The sequence below is a fragment of the Actinomadura oligospora ATCC 43269 genome, from assembly GCF_000518265.1.
Lineage (GTDB): Bacteria > Actinomycetota > Actinomycetes > Streptosporangiales > Streptosporangiaceae > Spirillospora > Spirillospora oligospora.
The window spans coordinates 247,807-267,421 of record NZ_JADG01000016.1 but is presented as its reverse complement, the minus strand read 5'-3'; the positions used below and the strand labels follow the sequence as shown (position 1 = coordinate 267,421).

General features: G+C 70.0%; 20 protein-coding genes. 5 read left to right on the top strand and 15 right to left on the bottom strand.

The features are described 5' to 3' along the window. Positions 1–15: 15 nt before the first annotated feature. The 3 genes from P696_RS0125055 (at position 16) to P696_RS0125045 (ending at position 5,272) form a co-directional block, all read left to right on the top strand. Complete coding sequence (locus tag P696_RS0125055) at positions 16–1,656, top strand: fumarate hydratase (RefSeq protein WP_026414479.1); 1,641 nt, start codon at positions 16–18, stop codon at positions 1,654–1,656. A gap of 502 nt (positions 1,657–2,158) precedes the next feature. Next, complete coding sequence (locus tag P696_RS47945; protein WP_051468123.1) at positions 2,159–3,445, top strand: serine/threonine-protein kinase; 1,287 nt, start codon at positions 2,159–2,161, stop codon at positions 3,443–3,445. Positions 3,446–3,880: 435 nt separating this feature from the next. Then, positions 3,881–5,272: a class II fumarate hydratase gene (locus P696_RS0125045; protein WP_034486620.1), complete on the top strand. Its 1,392-nt coding sequence runs from the start codon at positions 3,881–3,883 to the stop codon at positions 5,270–5,272. Between the two features lie 77 nt (positions 5,273–5,349). Here P696_RS0125045 and P696_RS0125040 read toward each other — a convergent pair whose 3' ends face one another. The 3 genes from P696_RS0125040 to P696_RS57005 all read right to left on the bottom strand — a co-directional run bounded on the left by P696_RS0125040 (position 5,350) and on the right by P696_RS57005 (position 7,303). After that, on the bottom strand, positions 5,350–6,201 hold the full coding sequence (locus tag P696_RS0125040; RefSeq protein ID WP_026414477.1) for an SDR family NAD(P)-dependent oxidoreductase: 852 nt from the start codon (positions 6,199–6,201) through the stop codon (positions 5,350–5,352). Between the two features lie 338 nt (positions 6,202–6,539). Then, positions 6,540–7,010 carry an ATP-binding protein gene (locus P696_RS52930; RefSeq protein WP_051468122.1) on the bottom strand — a complete coding sequence of 157 codons (471 nt, stop codon included), beginning with the start codon at positions 7,008–7,010 and terminating at the stop codon, positions 6,540–6,542. After that, a complete protein-coding gene (locus P696_RS57005; RefSeq protein WP_026414476.1) occupies positions 7,007–7,303 on the bottom strand; it encodes a hypothetical protein in 297 nt (98 codons plus the stop codon). The genes P696_RS52930 and P696_RS57005 overlap by 4 nt, the downstream gene beginning before the upstream one ends. A gap of 179 nt (positions 7,304–7,482) precedes the next feature. Between P696_RS57005 and P696_RS0125025 the strand changes: the two genes are divergently transcribed. Together P696_RS0125025 and P696_RS58855 are read left to right on the top strand one after the other, a co-directional pair. Continuing rightward, on the top strand, positions 7,483–8,361 hold the full coding sequence (locus P696_RS0125025; RefSeq protein ID WP_051468121.1) for a helix-turn-helix domain-containing protein: 879 nt from the start codon (positions 7,483–7,485) through the stop codon (positions 8,359–8,361). Then, complete coding sequence (locus P696_RS58855) at positions 8,358–8,555, top strand: DUF397 domain-containing protein (RefSeq protein WP_084338086.1); 198 nt, start codon at positions 8,358–8,360, stop codon at positions 8,553–8,555. The genes P696_RS0125025 and P696_RS58855 overlap by 4 nt, the downstream gene beginning before the upstream one ends. 48 nt (positions 8,556–8,603) lie before the next feature. Here the strand turns inward: P696_RS58855 and P696_RS0125020 are convergent, their stop codons facing one another. From P696_RS0125020 to P696_RS0124965, 12 genes are all read right to left on the bottom strand, one after another. Beyond that, positions 8,604–9,779, bottom strand: a complete 1,176-nt coding sequence (locus tag P696_RS0125020; RefSeq protein WP_051468120.1) for a methyltransferase domain-containing protein — start codon at positions 9,777–9,779, stop codon at positions 8,604–8,606. A 14-nt stretch (positions 9,780–9,793) separates the two neighbouring features. Beyond that, complete coding sequence (locus P696_RS0125015) at positions 9,794–10,132, bottom strand: hypothetical protein (protein WP_157429895.1); 339 nt, start codon at positions 10,130–10,132, stop codon at positions 9,794–9,796. A gap of 64 nt (positions 10,133–10,196) precedes the next feature. After that, positions 10,197–11,045, bottom strand: coding sequence for a helix-turn-helix domain-containing protein (locus P696_RS0125010; protein WP_026414472.1), 849 nt, complete (start codon positions 11,043–11,045; stop codon positions 10,197–10,199). Between the two features lie 9 nt (positions 11,046–11,054). Then, positions 11,055–11,573: a DUF6879 family protein gene (locus P696_RS0125005; RefSeq protein WP_026414471.1), complete on the bottom strand. Its 519-nt coding sequence runs from the start codon at positions 11,571–11,573 to the stop codon at positions 11,055–11,057. Further along, positions 11,548–11,799, bottom strand: coding sequence for a hypothetical protein (locus P696_RS0125000; RefSeq protein ID WP_034486618.1), 252 nt, complete (start codon positions 11,797–11,799; stop codon positions 11,548–11,550). The genes P696_RS0125005 and P696_RS0125000 overlap by 26 nt, the downstream gene beginning before the upstream one ends. A 348-nt stretch (positions 11,800–12,147) precedes the next feature. Next, on the bottom strand, positions 12,148–12,825 hold the full coding sequence (locus tag P696_RS52925) for an aggregation-promoting factor C-terminal-like domain-containing protein (protein ID WP_051468119.1): 678 nt from the start codon (positions 12,823–12,825) through the stop codon (positions 12,148–12,150). 235 nt (positions 12,826–13,060) lie between these two features. Continuing rightward, positions 13,061–13,522 carry an aggregation-promoting factor C-terminal-like domain-containing protein gene (locus P696_RS0124990; protein ID WP_026414469.1) on the bottom strand — a complete coding sequence of 154 codons (462 nt, stop codon included), beginning with the start codon at positions 13,520–13,522 and terminating at the stop codon, positions 13,061–13,063. A gap of 554 nt (positions 13,523–14,076) precedes the next feature. Next, positions 14,077–15,201 (bottom strand): aggregation-promoting factor C-terminal-like domain-containing protein, encoded by a 1,125-nt coding sequence (locus P696_RS57535; protein WP_211245842.1) that lies wholly within the window; start codon positions 15,199–15,201, stop codon positions 14,077–14,079. Between the two features lie 506 nt (positions 15,202–15,707). Next, entirely contained in the window at positions 15,708–17,057 is a 1,350-nt protein-coding gene (gene phoH2, locus P696_RS0124980) for an RNA 5'-3' helicase PhoH2 (RefSeq protein WP_084338110.1), read from the bottom strand. 309 nt (positions 17,058–17,366) lie between these two features. Then, positions 17,367–18,128, bottom strand: a complete 762-nt coding sequence (locus P696_RS0124975) for an isoprenyl transferase (protein WP_026414466.1) — start codon at positions 18,126–18,128, stop codon at positions 17,367–17,369. Positions 18,129–18,284: 156 nt separating this feature from the next. Beyond that, on the bottom strand, positions 18,285–18,842 hold the full coding sequence (locus P696_RS0124970; protein WP_026414465.1) for a hypothetical protein: 558 nt from the start codon (positions 18,840–18,842) through the stop codon (positions 18,285–18,287). Between the two features lie 183 nt (positions 18,843–19,025). Further along, on the bottom strand, positions 19,026–19,547 hold the full coding sequence (locus P696_RS0124965; RefSeq protein ID WP_026414464.1) for a hypothetical protein: 522 nt from the start codon (positions 19,545–19,547) through the stop codon (positions 19,026–19,028). Between the last annotated feature and the right edge of the window lie 68 nt (positions 19,548–19,615).

The following is a 19,615-nucleotide window of genomic DNA, read 5'->3' as shown; positions in this document are numbered from 1 at the left end:
TCCTGAGGATCTTCGATGCCTGAGTTCTCCTACACCGACCTGCTGCCGACCGGTCCGGACGAGACCGAGTACCGGCTGCTGACCACGGACGGCGTGTCGACGTTCGAGGCCGGCGGGCGGACGTTCCTCCAGGTCGAGCCGGAGGCTCTGCGGCTGCTCACCGAGACCGCCATGCGGGACATCGCGCACCTGCTGCGGCCCGCGCACCTGGCGCAGCTCCGGAAGATCCTGGACGACCCGGAGGCGTCCCCCAACGACCGGTTCGTGGCCCTGGACCTGCTGAAGAACGCGGGCATCGCGTCCGGCGGCGTCCTGCCGATGTGCCAGGACACCGGGACCGCGATCGTCATGGGCAAGCGCGGCCAGCACGTCCTGACGTCCGGGCGGGACGAGGAGGCCATCTCGCGCGGCGTGTACGACGCGTACACGAAGCTGAACCTGCGCTACTCGCAGATGGCCCCCGTCACCATGTGGGACGAGAAGAACACCGGCAACAACCTCCCCGCGCAGGTCGAGCTGTACGCGACGGACGGCGACGCCTACAAGTTCCTGTTCATGGCCAAGGGCGGCGGCAGCGCCAACAAGTCGTTCCTGTTCCAGGAGACCAAGGCCGTCCTGAACCCCAAGCGGATGATGTCCTTCCTGGAGGAGAAGATCCGCTCGCTCGGCACCGCCGCGTGCCCGCCGTACCACCTGGCGATCGTCGTCGGCGGGACGTCCGCCGAGTACGCGCTGAAGACCGCCAAGTACGCGTCCGCGCACTACCTGGACACCATGCCCACCGAGGGCTCGCCGCTCGGCAACGGCTTCCGGGACGTCGAGCTGGAGCAGCAGGTGTTCGAGCTGACCCAGAAGCTCGGCATCGGCGCGCAGTTCGGCGGCAAGTACTTCTGCCACGACGTCCGCGTGATCCGGCTGCCGCGGCACGGCGCGTCCTGCCCGGTCGCGATCGCCGTGTCGTGCAGCGCCGACCGGCAGGTCCTCGGCAAGATCACCGCGGAGGGCGTGTTCCTGGAGAAGCTGGAGACCGACCCGTCCCGCTACCTCCCGGACACCACCGACGAGCACCTTTCGGACGACGTCGTCCGGATCGACCTGAACCGCCCGATGGACGAGATCCGCGCCGAGCTGACCAAGTACCCGGTCAAGACCCGGCTGTCGCTCACCGGCCCGCTCGTCGTCGCCCGCGACATCGCCCACGCCAAGATCAAGGAGCGGCTGGACGCGGGCGAGCCCATGCCGCAGTACCTGCGCGACCACGCCGTCTACTACGCGGGCCCGGCCAAGACCCCCGAGGGCTACGCGTCCGGCTCGTTCGGCCCCACCACCGCCGGACGCATGGACTCCTACGTCGAGCAGTTCCAGGCCGCGGGCGGCTCCCTGGTCATGCTCGCCAAGGGCAACCGGTCCCAGCAGGTCACCGACGCGTGCGGCGCGCACGGCGGCTTCTACCTCGGCTCCATCGGCGGCCCCGCCGCCCGCCTCGCCCAGGACTGCATCAAGAAGGTCGAGGTCCTGGAGTACCCCGAGCTGGGCATGGAAGCCGTCTGGAAGATCGAGGTCGAGGACTTCCCCGCCTTCATCGTCGTCGACGACAAGGGCGAGGACTTCTTCGCCGACACCACCGGCCCCGTCCTCACCATCGGACGGCGTTGATCGGAGCGTGTTCATGGAGCCCCCGGCTCCACGCCCTCGCCTAACGGCTCGGGCGCGGCCCGGTGACTCGGGCGAGCGCGGCATCGCTTCGCGATCAACCGCGCGGGGCTCGCCTCCGGCGTCGCCCCGCGCGGTTGGTAACGCGCTCGTGCGCAGGCTGAGCTCCTCGCACACCTAGCCCGCGGAGATCGCGGTTCGGCTGTGTCGCTTCGGGGCGGGAGCGCGCCGTCTGACGCGTCCGGGCGCAGCCGCTCAGGTCGCCCGGACGCGCCGGGTCGCGGGCTCGCGGGGCGCGTCGCGTGTGGGTGAGAACGGGGTGGCTCGGGGGCGTTGCGGGACGAGGCTTTCGGGGACGGTCGGGCAGGTTTGCACGGGGGTGATCTGGGGACGCGGGGGCACTGGCCGGGCCTAAGGTGACAGAGCGGATACATTCGGCGGAAAATCCAAGTTGGTGCCTGGGTGTAGCCGCTCGGAACCTGGTCACTCCGGTATCTTTTCCGCCATGTCTCAGTCAGAGCGCCTCGTGCTGGCGACGCGCTACCGGCTGGTCTCGGAAATCGGTCACGGCGCCAACGGAACCGTCTGGAGAGGCCACGACGACCTCCTCGATCGCGCGGTGGCGATCAAGGAGCTGCGGCTGCCCGAGGACCTCTCCGAGGACGACCGGGTGGTGTTCTACCGCCGGACGCTGCGCGAGGCGCGCGCTCCGGCGCAGTTGCGCTCGACCTCGATCGTCGAGGTCTACGACGTGGTCATCGAGCAGGGCCGTCCGTGGATCGTGATGGAGCTGATCGAGTCCCCCAGCCTGGAGGACCTGATCGAGCGCGACGGGCCGCTCCCGCCCGAGCGCGTGGCGCACATCGGACGCCAGCTCCTCACCGCGCTGGACGAGGCGCACCGGTCCGGCATCGTGCACCGCGACCTCAAGCCGTCCAACGTGCTGCTGGACGGCGACCGGGTGGTGCTGACCGACTTCGGCCTGGCGTTCTCGTCGGGTTCGGTGAAGCTCACCAAGACCGGCCACTTCATGGGGTCGCCCGCCTACGTCGCGCCCGAGGTCGCCGCCGGGGAGAAGGCGACGCCCCGCTCCGACCTGTGGTCCCTCGGCGCGACCCTGTACGCCGCGGTCGAGGGCAAGCCGCCGTTCGAGCGCGAGAACGTGATGGCGACGCTCAGCGCCCTGGCGAACGAGTCCCCGCCGCCGCCGCTGCGCGCCGGGCCGCTGGCCCCGGTGATCGACGGGCTGCTCGTGAAGAACCCCACGCGCAGGCTCACCCACGCCCGCGCCGCCGACCGCCTGGAGCGCGCTCTCAACGGGCCGCGCTCCGCCCGGCGCGCGGCGCCCGCCACACCCCGCCTCCGACTCATGATCGTGATCGCGCTGGTCAGCGCGACCGTCGCGTCCTGCGGCATCGGGGCCGCCGCACTGATCTTCGGGATGACGAAGGAGAAGCCCGGGCCGTCCCCGACCCAGTCCTCGCGCAAGACCAACGGCGGGGGCACGCCCTCGTCCGGTGTCCCGGCGGGCGCGGAGTCCGCGACCCTGCTCGTGCGCGCGCGCGAGGACGGCTGCAAGATCTTCGTCTCGGTGCCCGGTTCCAAGCTGACCGTCCTCGCGGACGAGACCCTCGCCAAGGGCGACGCCCGCAAGTACAACCAGCAGAAGCTGACGGCCGTCGTGAGCAACGCGGCCGCCTGCGACATCTGGGTCAACGGCGAGCACAAGCCGGAGGGCCGTCCCGGCGAACGCCGCACCTACAACGTGGACCGCTCCGCCACAGGCGGCTGACACCCACGGGCCGCCGACGCCCGCGAGCGGCTGACAGCCACGGGCAGCTGACAGCCAGGACGGCTGACGGCCACAGGTGGCAGACGCCCTCGGGTGGCAGACGGCCACGGACGGCGGACGGTCACCGGGCCGCCGACGCCCGCGAGCAGCGGACGGCCCGGATGGCGGACGGCCCGGATGGCAGGACGGCCTCGGGCGGCTGACGGCCTCGGGCGGCTGACGGTCGCAGATGGCTGGCGGTCTCGGCTGCGGCGCTTCGGGATCCCGGTTCCAGCAGGCCGGGATCCTGATGGGGCCGGATCCGGGGGACGGGGTGTCTGGTCGATCACGTCCGGGAATGGACGGGGCGCTCCGGAGGCTGCGAACCGACGAGGGTTAACGTCGATTCATGGCCGACACGTCGTCGGAGACGTGGCACAGCGGAGGTGGCTTTCCATGGACTACCGGATCGAGCACGATTCCATGGGCGAGGTTCGGGTCCCGGCCGAGGCGAAGTGGCGGGCGCAGACGCAGCGCGCCGTCGAGAACTTCCCGATCTCCGGACGCGGCCTCGAACCCGCGCACATCGCCGCGCTCGGCCAGATCAAGGCCGCCGCCGCGACCGTGAACTCCGAACTGGGCGTCCTGGAGAAGGACATGGCCCAGGCGATCCGGGAGGCGGCGCTCGAGGTCGCCGCCGGGACGTGGGACGACCAGTTCCCGATCGACGTGTTCCAGACGGGCTCCGGCACGTCGTCCAACATGAACACCAACGAGGTCGTCGCGACGCTCGCCACCGAGCGCCTCGGACGGGACGTCCACCCGAACGACCACGTCAACGCGTCGCAGTCGTCGAACGACGTGTTCCCCTCGTCCATCCACATCGCGGCGACGGGCGCGGTGCTGAACGACCTGATCCCGGCGCTGCGCCACCTGGAGGCGTCCCTCGCGCGCAAGCGGGCGGAGTTCGCCGAGGTCGTGAAGTCGGGACGCACCCACCTGATGGACGCGACGCCCGTCACCCTCGGCCAGGAGTTCGGCGGCTACGCGGCGCAGGTCCGGCTCGGCGTGGAGCGGCTGGAGGCCGTCCTGCCGCGGCTGGCCGAGCTGCCCCTGGGCGGGACGGCCGTGGGCACCGGCATCAACACCCCGCCCGGCTTCGCCGCCCGCGTGATCGCGGAGGTCGCCCGCGCGACCGGCCTGCCGCTCACCGAGGCCCGCGACCACTTCGAGGCGCAGGGCGCCCGGGACGGCCTGGTCGAGGCGTCCGGCGCGCTGAAGACGATCGCGGTCTCGCTCACCAAGATCGCCAATGACCTGCGCTGGATGGGCTCCGGCCCGCGCGCCGGGCTCGCCGAGATCCGCCTGCCGGACCTGCAGCCCGGGTCGTCCATCATGCCGGGCAAGGTCAACCCGGTGATCCCGGAGGCCGTCACCCAGGTCGCCGCCCAGGTCATCGGCAACGACGCCGCGATCGCGTTCGGCGGCGCGTCCGGCTCCTTCGAGCTGAACGTCATGCTGCCGATGCTGGCCCGGAACGTCCTGGAGTCGATCAGCCTGCTCGCGAACGTCTCCCGCCTCCTCGCCGACCGGACGGTCGACGGCATCGAGGCGAACGTCGAACGCGCCCGCGAGTACGCCGAGTCGTCCCCGTCCATCGTGACGCCGCTGAACCGCTACATCGGCTACGAGGAGGCCGCGAAGGTCGCCAAGCAGGCCCTCGCCGAACGCAAGACCATCCGCCAGGTCGTCATCGAACGCGGCCACCTCGAGAACGGCGACCTCACCGAGGCCCAGCTGGACGCCGCCCTCGACGTCCTCTCCATGACCCGCCCACCCCGCCCCTGACCACAAGGCGCGGCGCATCCACCGGAAGCGCCGCGCCAGGCCAAGGCGTACGGGGTGCGGGTACGGGCGTGCTCAGCTCACTCAGGGGACGGGACAAGCTTGCCGTGGGCGGCGACCGCGAGGTCCTGGCCGTCCTCCCAGACCTGGAGCCGCTCGGCGTAGGCCTGCTTGATCATCGGGTGGAAGCCCTGACCGAACAGCACCCGCAGCGGCGGGTTGTCGGAGTCGACGATCCGCAGCAGGGTGCGCGCGGCGGAGGCGGGGTCGCCCGCGGGCTGGCTGCCCGCGATCTCCGCCATCCGCTGACGCAGCCCGTCGTAGGCCGGGTTGAGCTCGGCCATGAACCCGTTCGCGAGCGGGTCGGGGTTCTTGCCGGAACGGGTCGCGAACCCACCCGGCTCGATGATGGTCACCTTGATCCCGAACCCGGCGACCTCCTTCGCGAGGGTTTCGTTCATCGCCTCCAGCGCCCACTTGGACGCCTGGTACGCGCCGCCGAGCGGCATCGCGATGAGCCCGGCCGCCGAGGACAGCTGGACGATGTGCCCCGCCCCCTGCTCCCGCAGGTACGGAAGCGCCGCCTGGACGACCCACACCGCGCCGAACAGATTCGTCTCGAACTGGTCGCGCAGCTCCCGCTCGCTCAGCTCCTCGACCGCGCCGATCTGCGCGTATCCGGCGTTGTTGACGACGACGTCGAGCCGTCCGAAGTACTCGTGGGCCCGCTTCACCGCGACCTGGACGGCGTCCCGGTCGGTCACGTCCACCCGCAGCGGAAGCACCGCGTCCCCGTATTCGGCGAGCAGTTCGTCCAGGCTCCCGACACTCCGCGCGGTCGCGGCCACCTTGTCCCCCCGCGAAAGCGCCGCCTCAACGAACTCCCGCCCCAGGCCACGCGACGAACCGGTGACGAACCAGACCTTGCTCATGATGACGTTTCCGTTCTCGCGTCCATTCACTGACGCCCACAAGACACCGCCACCCCGCCCCGCATAACGCCCCGACCCTGTGACCCCCACCACGCCCGGCCACCCTCGAAAGGACCTCGCTCCGCGCACCTCCTCAAAAGGACCTCGCTCCGCTCGGGCAGCCCCCTTGGGGCTCCCGCCCCAACCCCGAAGCTGGGGGATCCGCCCCCAGACCCCCGAAATCTCAGGCCCGAACGTGAACGTGTTCGACAAGAGGGCGGCCGTCAGCCCCATCCGACAGCCGCCCCTTGTCCTTGCGAAGGCGCCCATCCACCAGCGAGATGCCATGCTCCGTCAGCTCACGGAGAAGAAACAGCCACGAGACTCCCGTCCACATCGCTCTGTTCGTCGGAGTGGTCGGGGCTGACGTCGATGCTGAACCACACGACGTGACCTTCGCTGCCGGGGATCCGGCGGCAGCCCCAGTCGCCGTCCGACAAGGCGTCGATGATGTACAGGCCGCGCCCCTCCTCAGCATCGAGGTTGGCGGTGCCGAGCCTCGGCCGTCCGCCCTTGCCGCCCTGGTCGTAGACCTCGATGTAAATGGCGAACGGGCTCGTCAGTGTGTAGCTCACGCGCACCGCGTCGCTCGTCGTGTGCTGGACGACGTTGGTCACCGCCTCACCGAGCGCATGCCCGGCATCGTCCAGCACGGGGTGGAAGCTTCCGATCTGCCTTGCCAGCCACTTGCGGACGGCACCCGGGATCTGCGTGGCGGAAGGGGCGTCCCGCTCTCCGATCGGCAGTCGTGTGAAGCCGGAGACGTTCACGCGAAGTGCTCCTTGATCTTCCGGGCCGCCTCCTGGGCCGTCCACGCCCCGCCTGCGTCCCCATGCCAGAGGTACTGCCAACGCTCCTCGCGGGAGTGCGTCACGGGCGTGCACATCACCAGGACCCGACGGCGCTGCGGGTCTCTTCCGTCCCAGACCGCGATGACGTCGCCGCCCCCGCGCAGCTCGCACGTGAGCTCCGGAGCCATCTGAACCAGTGCGTTCCGCAGCTCTTCATGACGTCGCACCCGCTCCCGATGGAATCCCTGCTCGAACTGCTCCGGTACCGACATCGTCAGTCCTCGATCTGGAAGGCTCGAACGACGCTGAGCCCGTGGTTCATCGTTCGAACCGCCAGCACGATGCGTCATCGGTCAGTAACTTGGAGTGTGTTCAGCACCTCAACGAATCGCAAGTCGTTCAGGTGAACTGGTTCAGATTTCTCGGGTCCACGCGTGCGACAAACCCACCCATGGAGGTTGCGATGACCACAAGGCGGATCAGCCCCACCGTGCGCCGCCGCAGGCTGGCCAAGATCCTTCGTGACCGTCGCGCCGAACTCGGCCGCACCCGAGGGCAGGCCGCCGAGTACGTCGGTGTCGGGGCCGTCACCATCACGCGCATCGAGTCCCCCACTGAGGGCCGCCCCAAGCTCGCCGACGTCGAGCGGTATGCGCACTTCCTGGAGTTCGACGAGACCGAAACAGAAGAACTCGTTCAGTTGGCCCGCGAATGCAAGATCAAGGGCTGGTGGCAACGGCTCGGCGGAACCTTCCAGGACGGCTACCTCACCTACATCGGCCTCGAAGAGGAGGCCGGCGAACTCATGCAGTTCATGTGCCAGGCCATTCCCGGGCTTCTCCAAACGCGCGACTATCAGCGCGCACTGCTCGCCGCCGAGCTGCACTCCTGGTCTAAGGAAGAGACCGAAGAGAAGATCGAAGCCCGCCAGACACGACAGTCCCGCCGCCTGAAGGACGATCCGGTGGAGTGTTGGTTCGTCTTCGATGAGGCGTGCCTCCGCCGCAGAGTCGGCGACGATGCCGTGATGCGCGAGCAGCTCGACCACCTGGTCGACGTCTCACGCCTGGACAACGTCCAGCTCCAGATACTCCCCTTCGCCAACGGGCCTCACCCCGCCCTCGCCGCAGGTTCTTTCACCGTGTTGCGCTTTCCTGATCAGCGCGATCCGGCAGTGGTCTACCGTGAGGTCGTATCGGGACTTTTTCTTGAGGACGAGGAGCAGGTCCGAATGCACATCAGACTGTTCGATCAGCTCAAGGCGCATGCCGCCGGTCCGGCCGAGTCCCGTGAGCTGATCAGAGCCATCGCTGTGGAACTGCCGAGGTGAACGTGGATCTGCTGAAACTTCGCTGGAGAAAGAGCACCCACAGCGGCGAGACCTCCGGCTGCGTGGATGTGGCTCCTGTGCATGCCCACAAGTCGATTGCCGTCCGGGACAGCAAGGATCCTTGTGGTCCTGCTCTGGTGTTCACCAGCGGCGCTTGGGGAGGCATCCTCACGCGTATCCGCGGTGCGGAGTAGGCACGGAGGTCGACTCACGGCCGCTCGGTGAGGTGGCGGGCGCTGGTTTCAGTTGACGCCGTCTTGACAGTCCAGCCAGACGCGGTCGCCAGCGGGACTGACGGTCAGGCCGAAGCGGTCGCGGCCTGGGCTGCGGTGCGTGATCCAGCCGAAGTAGGCGGACACCGCGAGATCCCACAGCGCCCGGTCTCCGGCTTGCTCGACCTCGTAGGTCTCGCGCCCCGGCTCGTAGCGGGCGGTGGCCCATGCGTCCCCACTCCACAAGCGCAGGGTGTAGCCGTCGCCCTCGCGCTCGCCTCTTGCGCACACGCCGGGCATGGCCGCGCCCATCGCCAGGTCCGCGCCTGCGGACGCGTAACCGATCGTCCGAGGGTCGATGTCGGTCGTCGAACGGCTCCTGGGTTGGGCGGACGTGTTCCACTCGGGATGACGCTGCGCCCGCAGCATCATGTACGAGGCGTAGCCGGTGAAGCGGCCGACCGCGGTTCCGTCCGGCATCACCACAAGGCGCAGTTCGTGGCTGGACCCGAACCCCGGATCGTAGGGCGTCACGATCACGCCACCGGGACGCGTCTGCTCGATCCACGCATACGGCACACGAGCGACCGCGCACGTGGCGTGAACCCGGTCGTAGGGTGCGCCTTGTGCCCAACCCCGGGACCCGTCCCCCACGATCAGCCGAGGTGAGCTGCCCGCCTGCTTGAGGTTGGCGGCGGCCCAAGCCGACACCTGAGGATCGACCTCCACGGTCGTGACGTTCTCCGCGCCGACCAGACGCGACAGGAGCGCGGCCGTCCATCCGGTGCCGGTGCCCACTTCGAGGACGCGATGCCCCGGCTCCGCGTCCAGCAGCTCAAGAAGGGACACGACGGTGCTCGGCGCGGAGAGCGACGAGGTGAACCGGCCCGTGCCTGTGGTGATGTCGGTCGTTCCGTCATCGAGCTGAGTGATGATCGCGTCGTTCCCGTAGACGAGATCGAGCCAGCCTTCGGGGTCGGCCCGCCGACTCACCCGGTCGCCTTCGCCGGTCCAGGCCACCGGCGGCGCGAACGCGTGCCGGGGGACGTCATGCAGCGCTGACTTGATAGGGCCCTGTGTCAGCCATCCGGACGCGGTCAGTCGCTCGACCATCGCCTCGATGCGCCGCATGACGCCTCCCGTCAGCGGAATCGGCTTGCCCGGCTTGTGGCCGTTCTTCTCCGCCGGGTCCTCGTGCTTCCCCATCGTGCTGCACCTCCTCATCTCTGGCTGGACGTGGCGCGCAGCGTCCGCGCGACCACCTGCGCGACTGCTCGGGTGTCGCTGACCGATTCGATGGTGCGGCCGTCGGCGGCCCAGGTGAACGTCCACCCGGCCCTCGTGTCGAAGTCGCACCCGATGTCGGCCCGGTGCGCGATGTTCGCGGAGTTCAGAACGAACAGCACCGGACATCCCTGCCGCGTGACCAGCCCCGACCGGAGCCCCGGCTGCGTCTCACCGATCACCTGGTCGAGCACTTCCAGAAAGGTCCGCCGCTGGTTGGACGGCAACACCTGATCAACTGCGCGCACCGCATCCCTGGGACGGTCGAAGCTCATGCTCTGGACGCTAGAAGCGTGCCCGCCCCAGAGGCCATGAACTTGTGCCGACTTGCACACGAGGTCAGAGCATGGAGATCGCAGCCGTGATCAGTTGTCGCGCAGGAGCTCCGGTCACCGCCATCGCGGACAGCTCCGCGAAGGTCCGCCCGTAAAGGTCCAATTCGCCCGCCTGCTCGACTGTGATCTTGGCGGACACGGTCTCGATGACAACTTGTTCATCATCCAGGATCCAGAATCCCTCGGTCGGCCACATGGACCGGTCCACGGAGAAGGGGACGATGCCGAGCGAGACCGAGGGGAGGGCCATGACGTCGAGCAGGTGGCCAAGCTGCCCCGCCATGACGTCCGCCCCGCCGATGCGGGTTCGGAGTACGCTCTCTTCGATCACCACGGCAAATCGATGAGCGCCGGAATAGAGAAGCCGCTGCCGTTCCAATCGTGCAGTTGTCGCCTCGTCGGCGCCGCCTGGTATCGAAAAGAACTCGGCTATCCGATCAAGCAGCGCGCCTGCATAGCCCGAAGTTTGAAAGAAACCCGGAACCACACCCGGCTCATAGATGCGGAACGTCCTGGTGTTCTCCCATAGCGGCAGCACTGCCTCCTGGAGTCGCTTCAGGCCACCGCGCTGCATTCGATGCCATTCGACATAGGCAGAGTCGAGCTGCCGATTCGCGGCGATCAGCTCGGATACTGTTCGTTCACCGGCGCCGCATGCCCCACACCACGCTCTGATGTCAGCGTCCGCGAGCGCTTGCCTCGCACTCTGGATTCGACTGCACTTCGACTCGTGCCAACCACAGGCGGCAGCCAGCTCACGGGCGGACAGACCGGCGTCGAGGCGCAGTTCTCGTAGCCGTGCGGCCAGGGCTTCGCGTGCTTGCTGGATGGAGGACGAGGGGTGCGTGGGCATGTTCGGATGCTAGACGGGCCTGTACTCCTGGTGGTCGATGGCTCGCTCCCACACCGCCTCAAACGCTTCCAGGCAGAGTTTGATCAGCTCCCGGGAGCGAGTCACCTCGTTGCCTGCCCACTCGCCATCACCGCTGAAGTGGTTCCACGCCAGGACCTCGGAATCGAAGACCCAGAAATCCGCAGGAGGAACAACCAGTCCTGCCGTTCGATGTCTTGGCAGCCAGCGAACCGTCTCACCAGCCGCCAGATTCACCGCGGGCGTGCACTCCCAGAGCCATCGACTATAAGCGGACAGGGGTTCGGAGACGATGCGCGCCCTCTTGACCGCAACGCCCCGCTCGACCTGCTTGCCCACAGTGGAGATCCACCACTCATCATTGGCATCCCTGGCGACGGCACCCGTCTCCCGCCATCTCGTGAACGAGTCATCCGCCATGTAGGCATCGCGGAGCTCCAGGTGGACGGCCGATCGATTCGCCGCAGAGAGGAGGTCCTCAAATCTATCGTTGGTGAGGGGAGTCCCCATCGAGAGCCTCCAGAGCCTTGAGGATCATCGGCTTCATGCGGGCCGGAAGGCGCACTGATGATTCGTTGTCCGCGGTACGACTGAAAGCAGAGATCTCCTTCAGCACCGCCGTGTCGGCTTCGGTCCAGCCCTGAAGCACGAGTTCGTTGGTGCCCCGGTCCACGAAGACCGCGGGAGATCCTTGGTTCTTGCTGGTGTCGTCCTTGCCGAAGAACTCCAGAGCCACAATGTCCTCCAGTGCGGCTGGTGTGCGCGAGCTTGCGCGCACGCTGCAGTCTGATCCTCTGCCTTGGTTCTCCACACCGTCAAGGATTCTGGTATCGCCCTATCCGTTGAGCCAGGTAGCCAAGCCGCGCGCGCAGTAGCCCTCGTCTCCTTGAGTTTGAGACGGACGCGGGAATGAGGGCCAAGTGAGACGAGAGTCGCGGAGCTCGGTGCCGCCGGATGGGCCGAAGCATCCGCGGCTTTCGGGGGTCTGGGGGCGGAGCCCCCAGCTTGGGGTTTGGGGCGGGAGCCTCAAGGGGGCTGTCCGAGCGGAGCGAGGGCCTTTGGCTGGGGCTCCGGGCGGGGCGGGTTAGTACCAGGCGGCGGATTGCCAGTGGGCCCAGGCGGTGCAGGGGGTGCCGTAGCGGCCTCGGATGTAGCGGAGGCCCCAGCGGATCTGGGTTTGGGCGTTGGACTGCCAGTGGGGGCCCGCGGCGGACATCTTGGCGCCTGGGAGGGCCTGGGGGATGCCGTGGGCGCCGGACGGGCTGTGGGCGCGTTCGTTCCAGTGGCTCTCGTGCGTCCAGAGGTGTTCGAGGCAGCGGTACTGGCGGGCGGAGCGCCAGCCGAAGCGGTTCATGAGGGCGCGGGCCATCGTCTTGTTGCGGTGCAGGCGGCGCGTCCGGCGGTCGCGGCGGTCCGGTGTGTGGCGGTCGGCGGCGCGGCGGAGCAGGGGGCGGCGGTCGGGCCCGGTGGGGAGGACGGCGCCGGTGGCTCGTTCGGCGGCGGACGAGATGGTCTTCACCGGGGTGGCCAGCAGCGGCGTGGCGACCAGGGCCGTCGCCGCGCCGACGGCGGCCAGGCGGACCGCCGCGCGGATGCGGCCCCCAGATCCGGGCGCGACACCCGGCGCGACACCGGGCGCGGTGGCGAGGTCGAGATCGGACGCGCTGTCGGGGCCGGACGCGGCACCCGAAGCGGACGCCGTGTCGAAGCCGGACGCCGTGTCTGGGGTGGACGCTGGGCCTGTGGATCGGTGAGTGGACACGGGTCGTAGCGTGCTCCGGTTCCGCGGCGGCGCGCGGGGAGATTCCGGAGCCGCGCACCGGGCTTTTGCCGACCCATGGGTCGGCGCTTTCCGAGCGAGCAGACAAAAGGGGACGGACCGGAGTCCGTCCCCTCACGTCCGCGCCAGGGCATAAGCCCCATGCGACACACAGCACTACAGATCAGACGTCACAAGTGACCATCGCGGAGCACACCGCCCGATCCGGGCGAAGCGGCTAGTACCAGCCGCGCGAGCTGGAGTGCCCGAGGGCGCGGCACGGGGTGCCGTAGCGGCCCTTGATGTAGCGCAGGCCCCACCTGATCTGGGTCTGCGGGTTGGTCCGCCAGTCCTTGCCGGCGCTGCGCATCTTGCGTCCGGGGAGCGCCTGCGGGATGCCGTACGCGCCGGACGTCCGGCCCGCCTTGTGATTCCAGTGGCTTTCCCGATTCCAGAGCTTCACCAGGCACTTGTACTGCCGGTTCGACCAGCCGCGCTTGGCGACCATGCGCTTCGCGATGACCCGGTTGCGCTGGGCCCGCGTGAGCCGCTGCGCCGAGACCGTGGTCTTCGCGGTCACGACGGACGCGGCGCGGGTCGGGGCCGCGGCCTGGGCCGGGACGGCCTCGGCGACGACCCCGAAGGTCAGGGACGCGGCGAGGACGACCGTGGCGGAGCGTCGGAGGGGCTTGACAGCCAATGCAGACCTTTCGTCGTGCCGGACGGACCGGTCGGTCCGGCGAAGGGCCACCTCGGACGGCGCGGTCCCGTCCGCGAACGGGCGGGACGACCGGGCGCCAGGGGGCGTCGGGGGGACGCGATGGCCATGCGGACAGAACCGTCCCCTTGAGGGGAACGGGCCGCACGTGCTGCCGAGGTGAGAGGCCGATCCTCGGTAGGTGGGACCGGCCTGAGGGCGCGGAGCTTGCGCGCCCGGGGACTCCTCCCCTCCGTAACGGGGAGGGCGTCCCTCGCGGACGGCCCGCCGAAGGGCCGTCCGAGACCTGTGGAGTTAGAACCGGCCGAAGAAGCGCCGGTCAGAGCAGCCGACGGCGATGTCGGCAGGAAAGGTGAGCGGCCACCGGACCCCGGACGCCGCCGACGCGGCCCTTCACCGGAACCCGTCCGCCAACGCGAACGACCGCAGGACGAACACCGCAGAACGAACGGCCGTCGAAGCGGGCGGCCTTCAGAGCGGGCTGCTGTCGGAGCGAACGGCCGACGCGAGAGGTGCGCCGGCCGTTCGTCCGGTGGTCAGTACCAGCCGACGGACTGGCTGTGCGACCAGGCGCCGCAGGGAGTGCTGTAGCGGTTCTTGATGTAGCCGAGGCCCCACTTGATCTGGGTGCGGGCGCTGTTCTGCCAGTCGGAACCGGCGCTGGCCATCTTCGAACCGGGCAGGGCCTGCGGGATGCCGTAGGCGCCCGACGTCGGGTTGGCGGCGTGGGTGTTCCAGCCGCTCTCCTTGTTCCACAGCTTGACCAGGCAGCCGAACTGCCCGGAGCCGGAGAACCCGTAGCTCGGCAGCATCGACTTGGCGATCTGCTGCGCCTCACCGGCGGGCACCGGGTCGCCGGACGGGCCGCCACCGCTGCCGCTGCCTCCGCCGGACGAGTCGCCGCTCTTGGAGGGGGTCGGCGACGGGACGGGCTTGCCCTTGGGCATCAGCTTGGCGGGGTCGGCGTCGTCGCGGGCGGCGCGGGACGCGCGGTCGATCGCGAGCTTCCGGCGCTGCGCCTCGACCTTCGCCGGGTCGAGCGGCGGCATCGCGGCCTTGGCCTGGCCGGACGCGACGGTCGTCTGGTCCGAGTTCGCGCCCTTGCCCTTGGACGAGCCCGAGTCGGACCCGGTGAGCGCGAAGGCGGCGGCGCCACCGCCGAGCACGACGACCGCGCCCGCCGCGGCGACGGCGATCTTCAGGCCGGTGCGGCCGGAACGGGAAGAACCTGACGACGCGGGACGACGACCGGCGCTCCTGCGGGCCTGGCGAGGACCGCGCGCGCTCCTGGCGGCGGGCTCGTCGCTCGAGATGACCTCGGTGGCTCCGGGGAAGGCGGACCCGACCGGCGGCAGTTCGCCGGTGTCGCCCGCGCCGCCGGAACCCGGCCGTGCGGCCGACCCGGCCACCCGGACGTCGTCCTCGGCGATCTCAGCGGCTTCCGGCGCCATGCCGAAGGCGGCGGGCGTCGTGCCGGAGGCCGCGGGCGTCATGCCGAAGGCGTCGGGCGTGGTGCCGAAGGCGTCGGGGGCCGCGTAGGGCTCGGAGCCGACCGGCCCGGACACCGGCGCGCCGCCGGACGACGCGAAGCCGTTCTGCCCGAGAGGGTCGGAGCTGTGTCGATCGTCTCGCCAAGGGGAGCCGTGACGGTCTCCGGACAAGGCGGTCCTTCCGACGGTCGTCCGCGCATGGACGCGCGGACGAGGCTGTCACCCCTGGGCCGTCGCGGGACCCCGCCGTCGGCGGCTGCCCCGGCCCGGAGCGGAGGTGGACGCGGCGCTTCAGGGACTCGCCCGCCGTCCGCACTCCGCTCGGAGGTGCTTACGGGGAGACACAATGCCCGACGTGATCGGGTGGTTCGCAACCAAATCGAGATTGATGGTCTTCATGCGACGGTTGTCAACTCGTCACCGGAATGGCCCGATGCGCCGCGAGACCTGGGATTCTTAACGCTCGCCTTAGGTTGTGTGACGTTCGTCACAGCTCTACGGAGTGATGTTTAGTGATCACTTTACGTAGAGGAAAAGCGAAAGCCCCGGCGGTGTCGAAACCGCCGGGGCCTCCACGGAACGTCGTCGCCGGATCACCCTCCGCCCAACTCGGGCACCCGGCCCGCCACCACGTCAGCCCCGGAGCTCCGCGGCGTCAGCCTCGTCCGCCGCCTTCCTCACACTCCCCCGACGTCGCCGAGCATGTCGGTCACCAGGGCCGCGATCGGCGAGCGCTCGGAGCGCGTCAGCGTCACGTGCGCGAACAGCGGGTGGCCTTTCAACCGTTCCACGACGGCCGCGACGCCGTCGTGGCGTCCGACCCTGAGGTTGTCCCGCTGGGCCACGTCGTGCGTGAGGACGACCCGCGAGCCCGACCCGATCCGGGACAGGACGGTCAGCAGGACGCCCCGTTCGAGCGACTGCGCCTCGTCCACGATCACGAACGCGTCGTGCAGCGACCGGCCGCGGATGTGGGTGAGCGGCAGCACCTCCAGCATCCCCCGGTCGAGGACCTCCTCGATGACCTCGGGCGTGGTGACCGCCGAGAGCGTGTCGTAGACGGCCTGCGCCCACGGCGACATCTTGTCGTTCTCGGTCCCCGGCAGGTAGCCGAGCTCCTGGCCGCCGACCGCGTACAGCGGGCGGAACACGACGACCTTGCGGTGCGCCCGCCGCTCCAGGACGGCCTCCAGCCCCGCGCACAGCGCGAGCGCCGACTTGCCCGTCCCGGCCCGTCCGCCCAGCGAGACGATGCCGACGGACTCGTCCATCAGCAGGTCCAGGGCGACGCGCTGCTCGGCGGAACGTCCGCGAAGCCCGAACACCTCCCGGTCGCCCCGGACGAGCCGCACGGACTTGTCCGGCGCGGTGCGGGCCAGCGCCGAGCCGCGCTCCGACAGCAGCCGCAGCCCGGTGTGGCAGGGCAGGTCGCGGGCCTCCTCCAGGTCGGTGTGCCCGTCCTCGTACAGCTCCTCGACCGCCGCGGCCGTCACCTCGATCTCGCGCATCCCGGTCCAGCCGGACTCCACGACCGCGAGTTCGGCGCGGTACTCCTCGGCCGCCAGGCCCACCGCCGACGCCTTCACCCGCATCGGCAGGTCCTTGGAGACGAGGACGACCTCGCGGCCCTCGTGCGCCAGCCAGCTCGCGACCGACAGGATGCGGGTGTCGTTGTCGCCGAGCCGGAACCCGTCCGGTAGCACCGACGGGTCGGAGTGGTTCAGCTCGACCCGCAGCGTGCCGCCGAGGTCGCCGATGGGCAGCGCCTCGTCCAGCCGTCCGTGGGTGAGCCGCAGGTCGTCCAGCGTGCGCAGGGCCTGGCGGGCGAAGTAGCCGAGCTCGGGATGGTGCCGTTTGCCCTCGAGCTCGGAGATGACGACGATCGGAAGGACGACCTCGTGCTCGGCGAACCGGGTCATCGCCCCCGGGTCGGCGAGCAGGACGCTGGTGTCGAGGACGTAGGTGCGCCGGTCCGGGAGGTCCTCGAAGGCGTCTTCGAGTGTCTCGCCGGGGGCGCCGTCCGGGATGCCGTGACGGAGGCCGCCTGGCGCACCGTCGGCGACTCCGGACAGGGTGCCGTCCACAGCGCCGGACGAGCCGCGGTCACGGCCGGCCGGAGCTCCGCTGACGTGGCTGCCCGTGACGTGGCGGCCGGACGGTCCGGCGGGCTCGCCGGACTCGGGACGGCGCGGGAGGGTTGTGGCCACTCGATCTCCCTGATCGTGGGGGATGAACTCGTGGCGCGGCGGTCCGCCCCCAAGGCATGCCGGAGCGGGCCACCGGAGAGGTGACCGGGGATGCCCGGGGCGGTGATCGCGAGGTTGGGGCGGCGACCGTCAGGAACCGTAGCGCCGGTGACGCGCGGCGTAGGAGCGCAGGGCCCGCAGGTAGTCCACCTTGCGGAAGTCCGGCCAGTGGACCTCGCAGAAGTAGAACTCCGAGTGCGCGCTCTGCCACAGCATGAAACCGGACAGCCGCTGCTCACCCGAGGTTCGGATGACCAGGTCGGGGTCCGGTTGGCCGCGCGTGTAGAGATGCTCGGCGATGTGCTCCACGTCGAGGATCTCTGCGAGCTCCTCGATGCTGGTGCCCTTACCCGCCTGCTCGAGGAGCAGTGAGCGCACCGCATCAGCGATCTCACGTCTACCTCCATACCCAACCGCGACGTTCACAATCAGGCCGGGACGGTCAGATGTCTCTTCACCGGCCTTCTTGAGGACCAACGCGGTCTTGTCGGGCAGAAGGTCGAGCGCTCCGACCGGCTTGACGTGCCATCCCTCGGCGGCCAGGCCCTCGACGGTGTTCTCGATGATGCGCAGCAGCGGATCCAGCTCGGCCGCCGGACGGGACAGGTTGTCGGTGGACAGCAGCCACAGCGTGACCACCTCCACCCCGGCCTCGGTGGACCAGTGCAGCAGGTCGGAGATCTTGTCGGCGCCGCGCTGGTGGCCGCGGTTCACGTCGTCCATGCCCATCGCGCGGGCCCAGCGGCGGTTGCCGTCCAGGATGACGCCGACGTGCCGGGGGACGACCTCGTTCGGGATGTACCGCTCCACGCGCCGCGCGTACAGGCGGTAGACGACGTCGCGGAACGCCACGTAGGGAGCGCTGTGCCGGATCGCGCCGATCAGGCCGTCCTCGGCCGGGGCACGGCGCGGACGATGCCGCCGGATGGCCCGGTTCGTCCCGGTCCTCCGCTCGTCCGCCATGTGTGGGCACCCCCTCGCGCGATCGTTTCTTGACGGAAACGACGCTCAATTATGGCCCACGGTTGGTCCAAGACGATCGGCCTCGGCGAGAAGTTCCGCCAGGAATTCGGCGAGTTGTCCCGCTGTGAGGACGGCCCGGACGCCCCGTCCGCCCGCGCCCCACGCCTCCACGACCGCCCGCCGGGCGAGCCGCCAGCGGCCGTCCGGCGACCGGTGCGGGCCGACCCACGCGGCCGACGTGCGCACGCTGCACCGCAGCTCGCCGGTGCTGGCGAGATCGCCCCGGTCCCGGTACCGGAAGGCGAACAGCTCGGGCTCGCAGCCCGTCCCAGGTCCGGAGATCCAGCGCTCGTCCGCGGGGTCGGGGAACCGGTCGTCCGGATCGGGCCAGGCCAGGGCCTGCGGGGAGTCGTCCGCGCGCGCGACGGCCAGGCGCCGCGCCAGGTCGCCGAGGAAGTAGCCGCAGCGCTCTCCGACGCGTCCGAAGAGGTCGCCGTCGCGCCGCAGCTCGAGGGTGACCTCGTAGGCGAGCCCGCGCCGGTCCCGCGCCGCGACCGGCACGACCGCGAGCGCCGACCCGTCCAGGCAGCGGAGTCCTCCCACAAAGATCACCCTAGGCGGGCCCTTCCCAAAACCCCCACCACCCGCTCGCGAAGATCGGGCAAATCCCGGTTACGCCTCGTTGACCTGCGACGACGAGATACGAGAAGGGATGTCGGAGCCCGGCCCGGCCAGGCCCGCGGCCCCCGACCCGCGACGGAGGGCAGGGGTCGGGGTGGGTTTCGGTCAGGCCTGGGGGCCCGCGGCGCGGGCGCGCTCGACGTGCTCCAGGGCGGTGCGGAGTTCGGTGAGCCACTCGTCGGTGTTCTTGCCGACGAGGCGGACGCACCAGGCGAGGGCGTCGCTGCGGCTGCGGGCGACACCGGCCTCCACGAGGGTGTCCAGGACGCGTCGCTCGGGCTGGCGCAGGCGGGTCATGACGGGCACCGACAGGGTGGTGAACATCTCGCGGTGGTCGCCGCAGGACGCGCCCCAGGAGACCTTCTGCCCGAACCGGTGCTCGGCCTCGCGGGCGATGGCGATGCGCTGGTCGCGGGTGCCCTCGCGGAACCGCTGGACGTGCCCGGCGAGCATCTCGGCGCGCTCGGTGGGCGACACGTCGGTGGCTGCGGACGGCTCGGGGAGGCGGCCGACGACGCCGATCTCCTCGCGGTCCAGCACGATCTCCGGCGCGGCCTCGAACCAGCCGTCCGGCAGCCGTCCCGCGAACCATCCGCGCACGGCCTCGATCGATTCGCTCGTAGTCATGTAATCAAAATTACACCCGCCTGGAGTCGGGGGCCAGCACGGGCATCGCATTGACAGGCACCATCTTT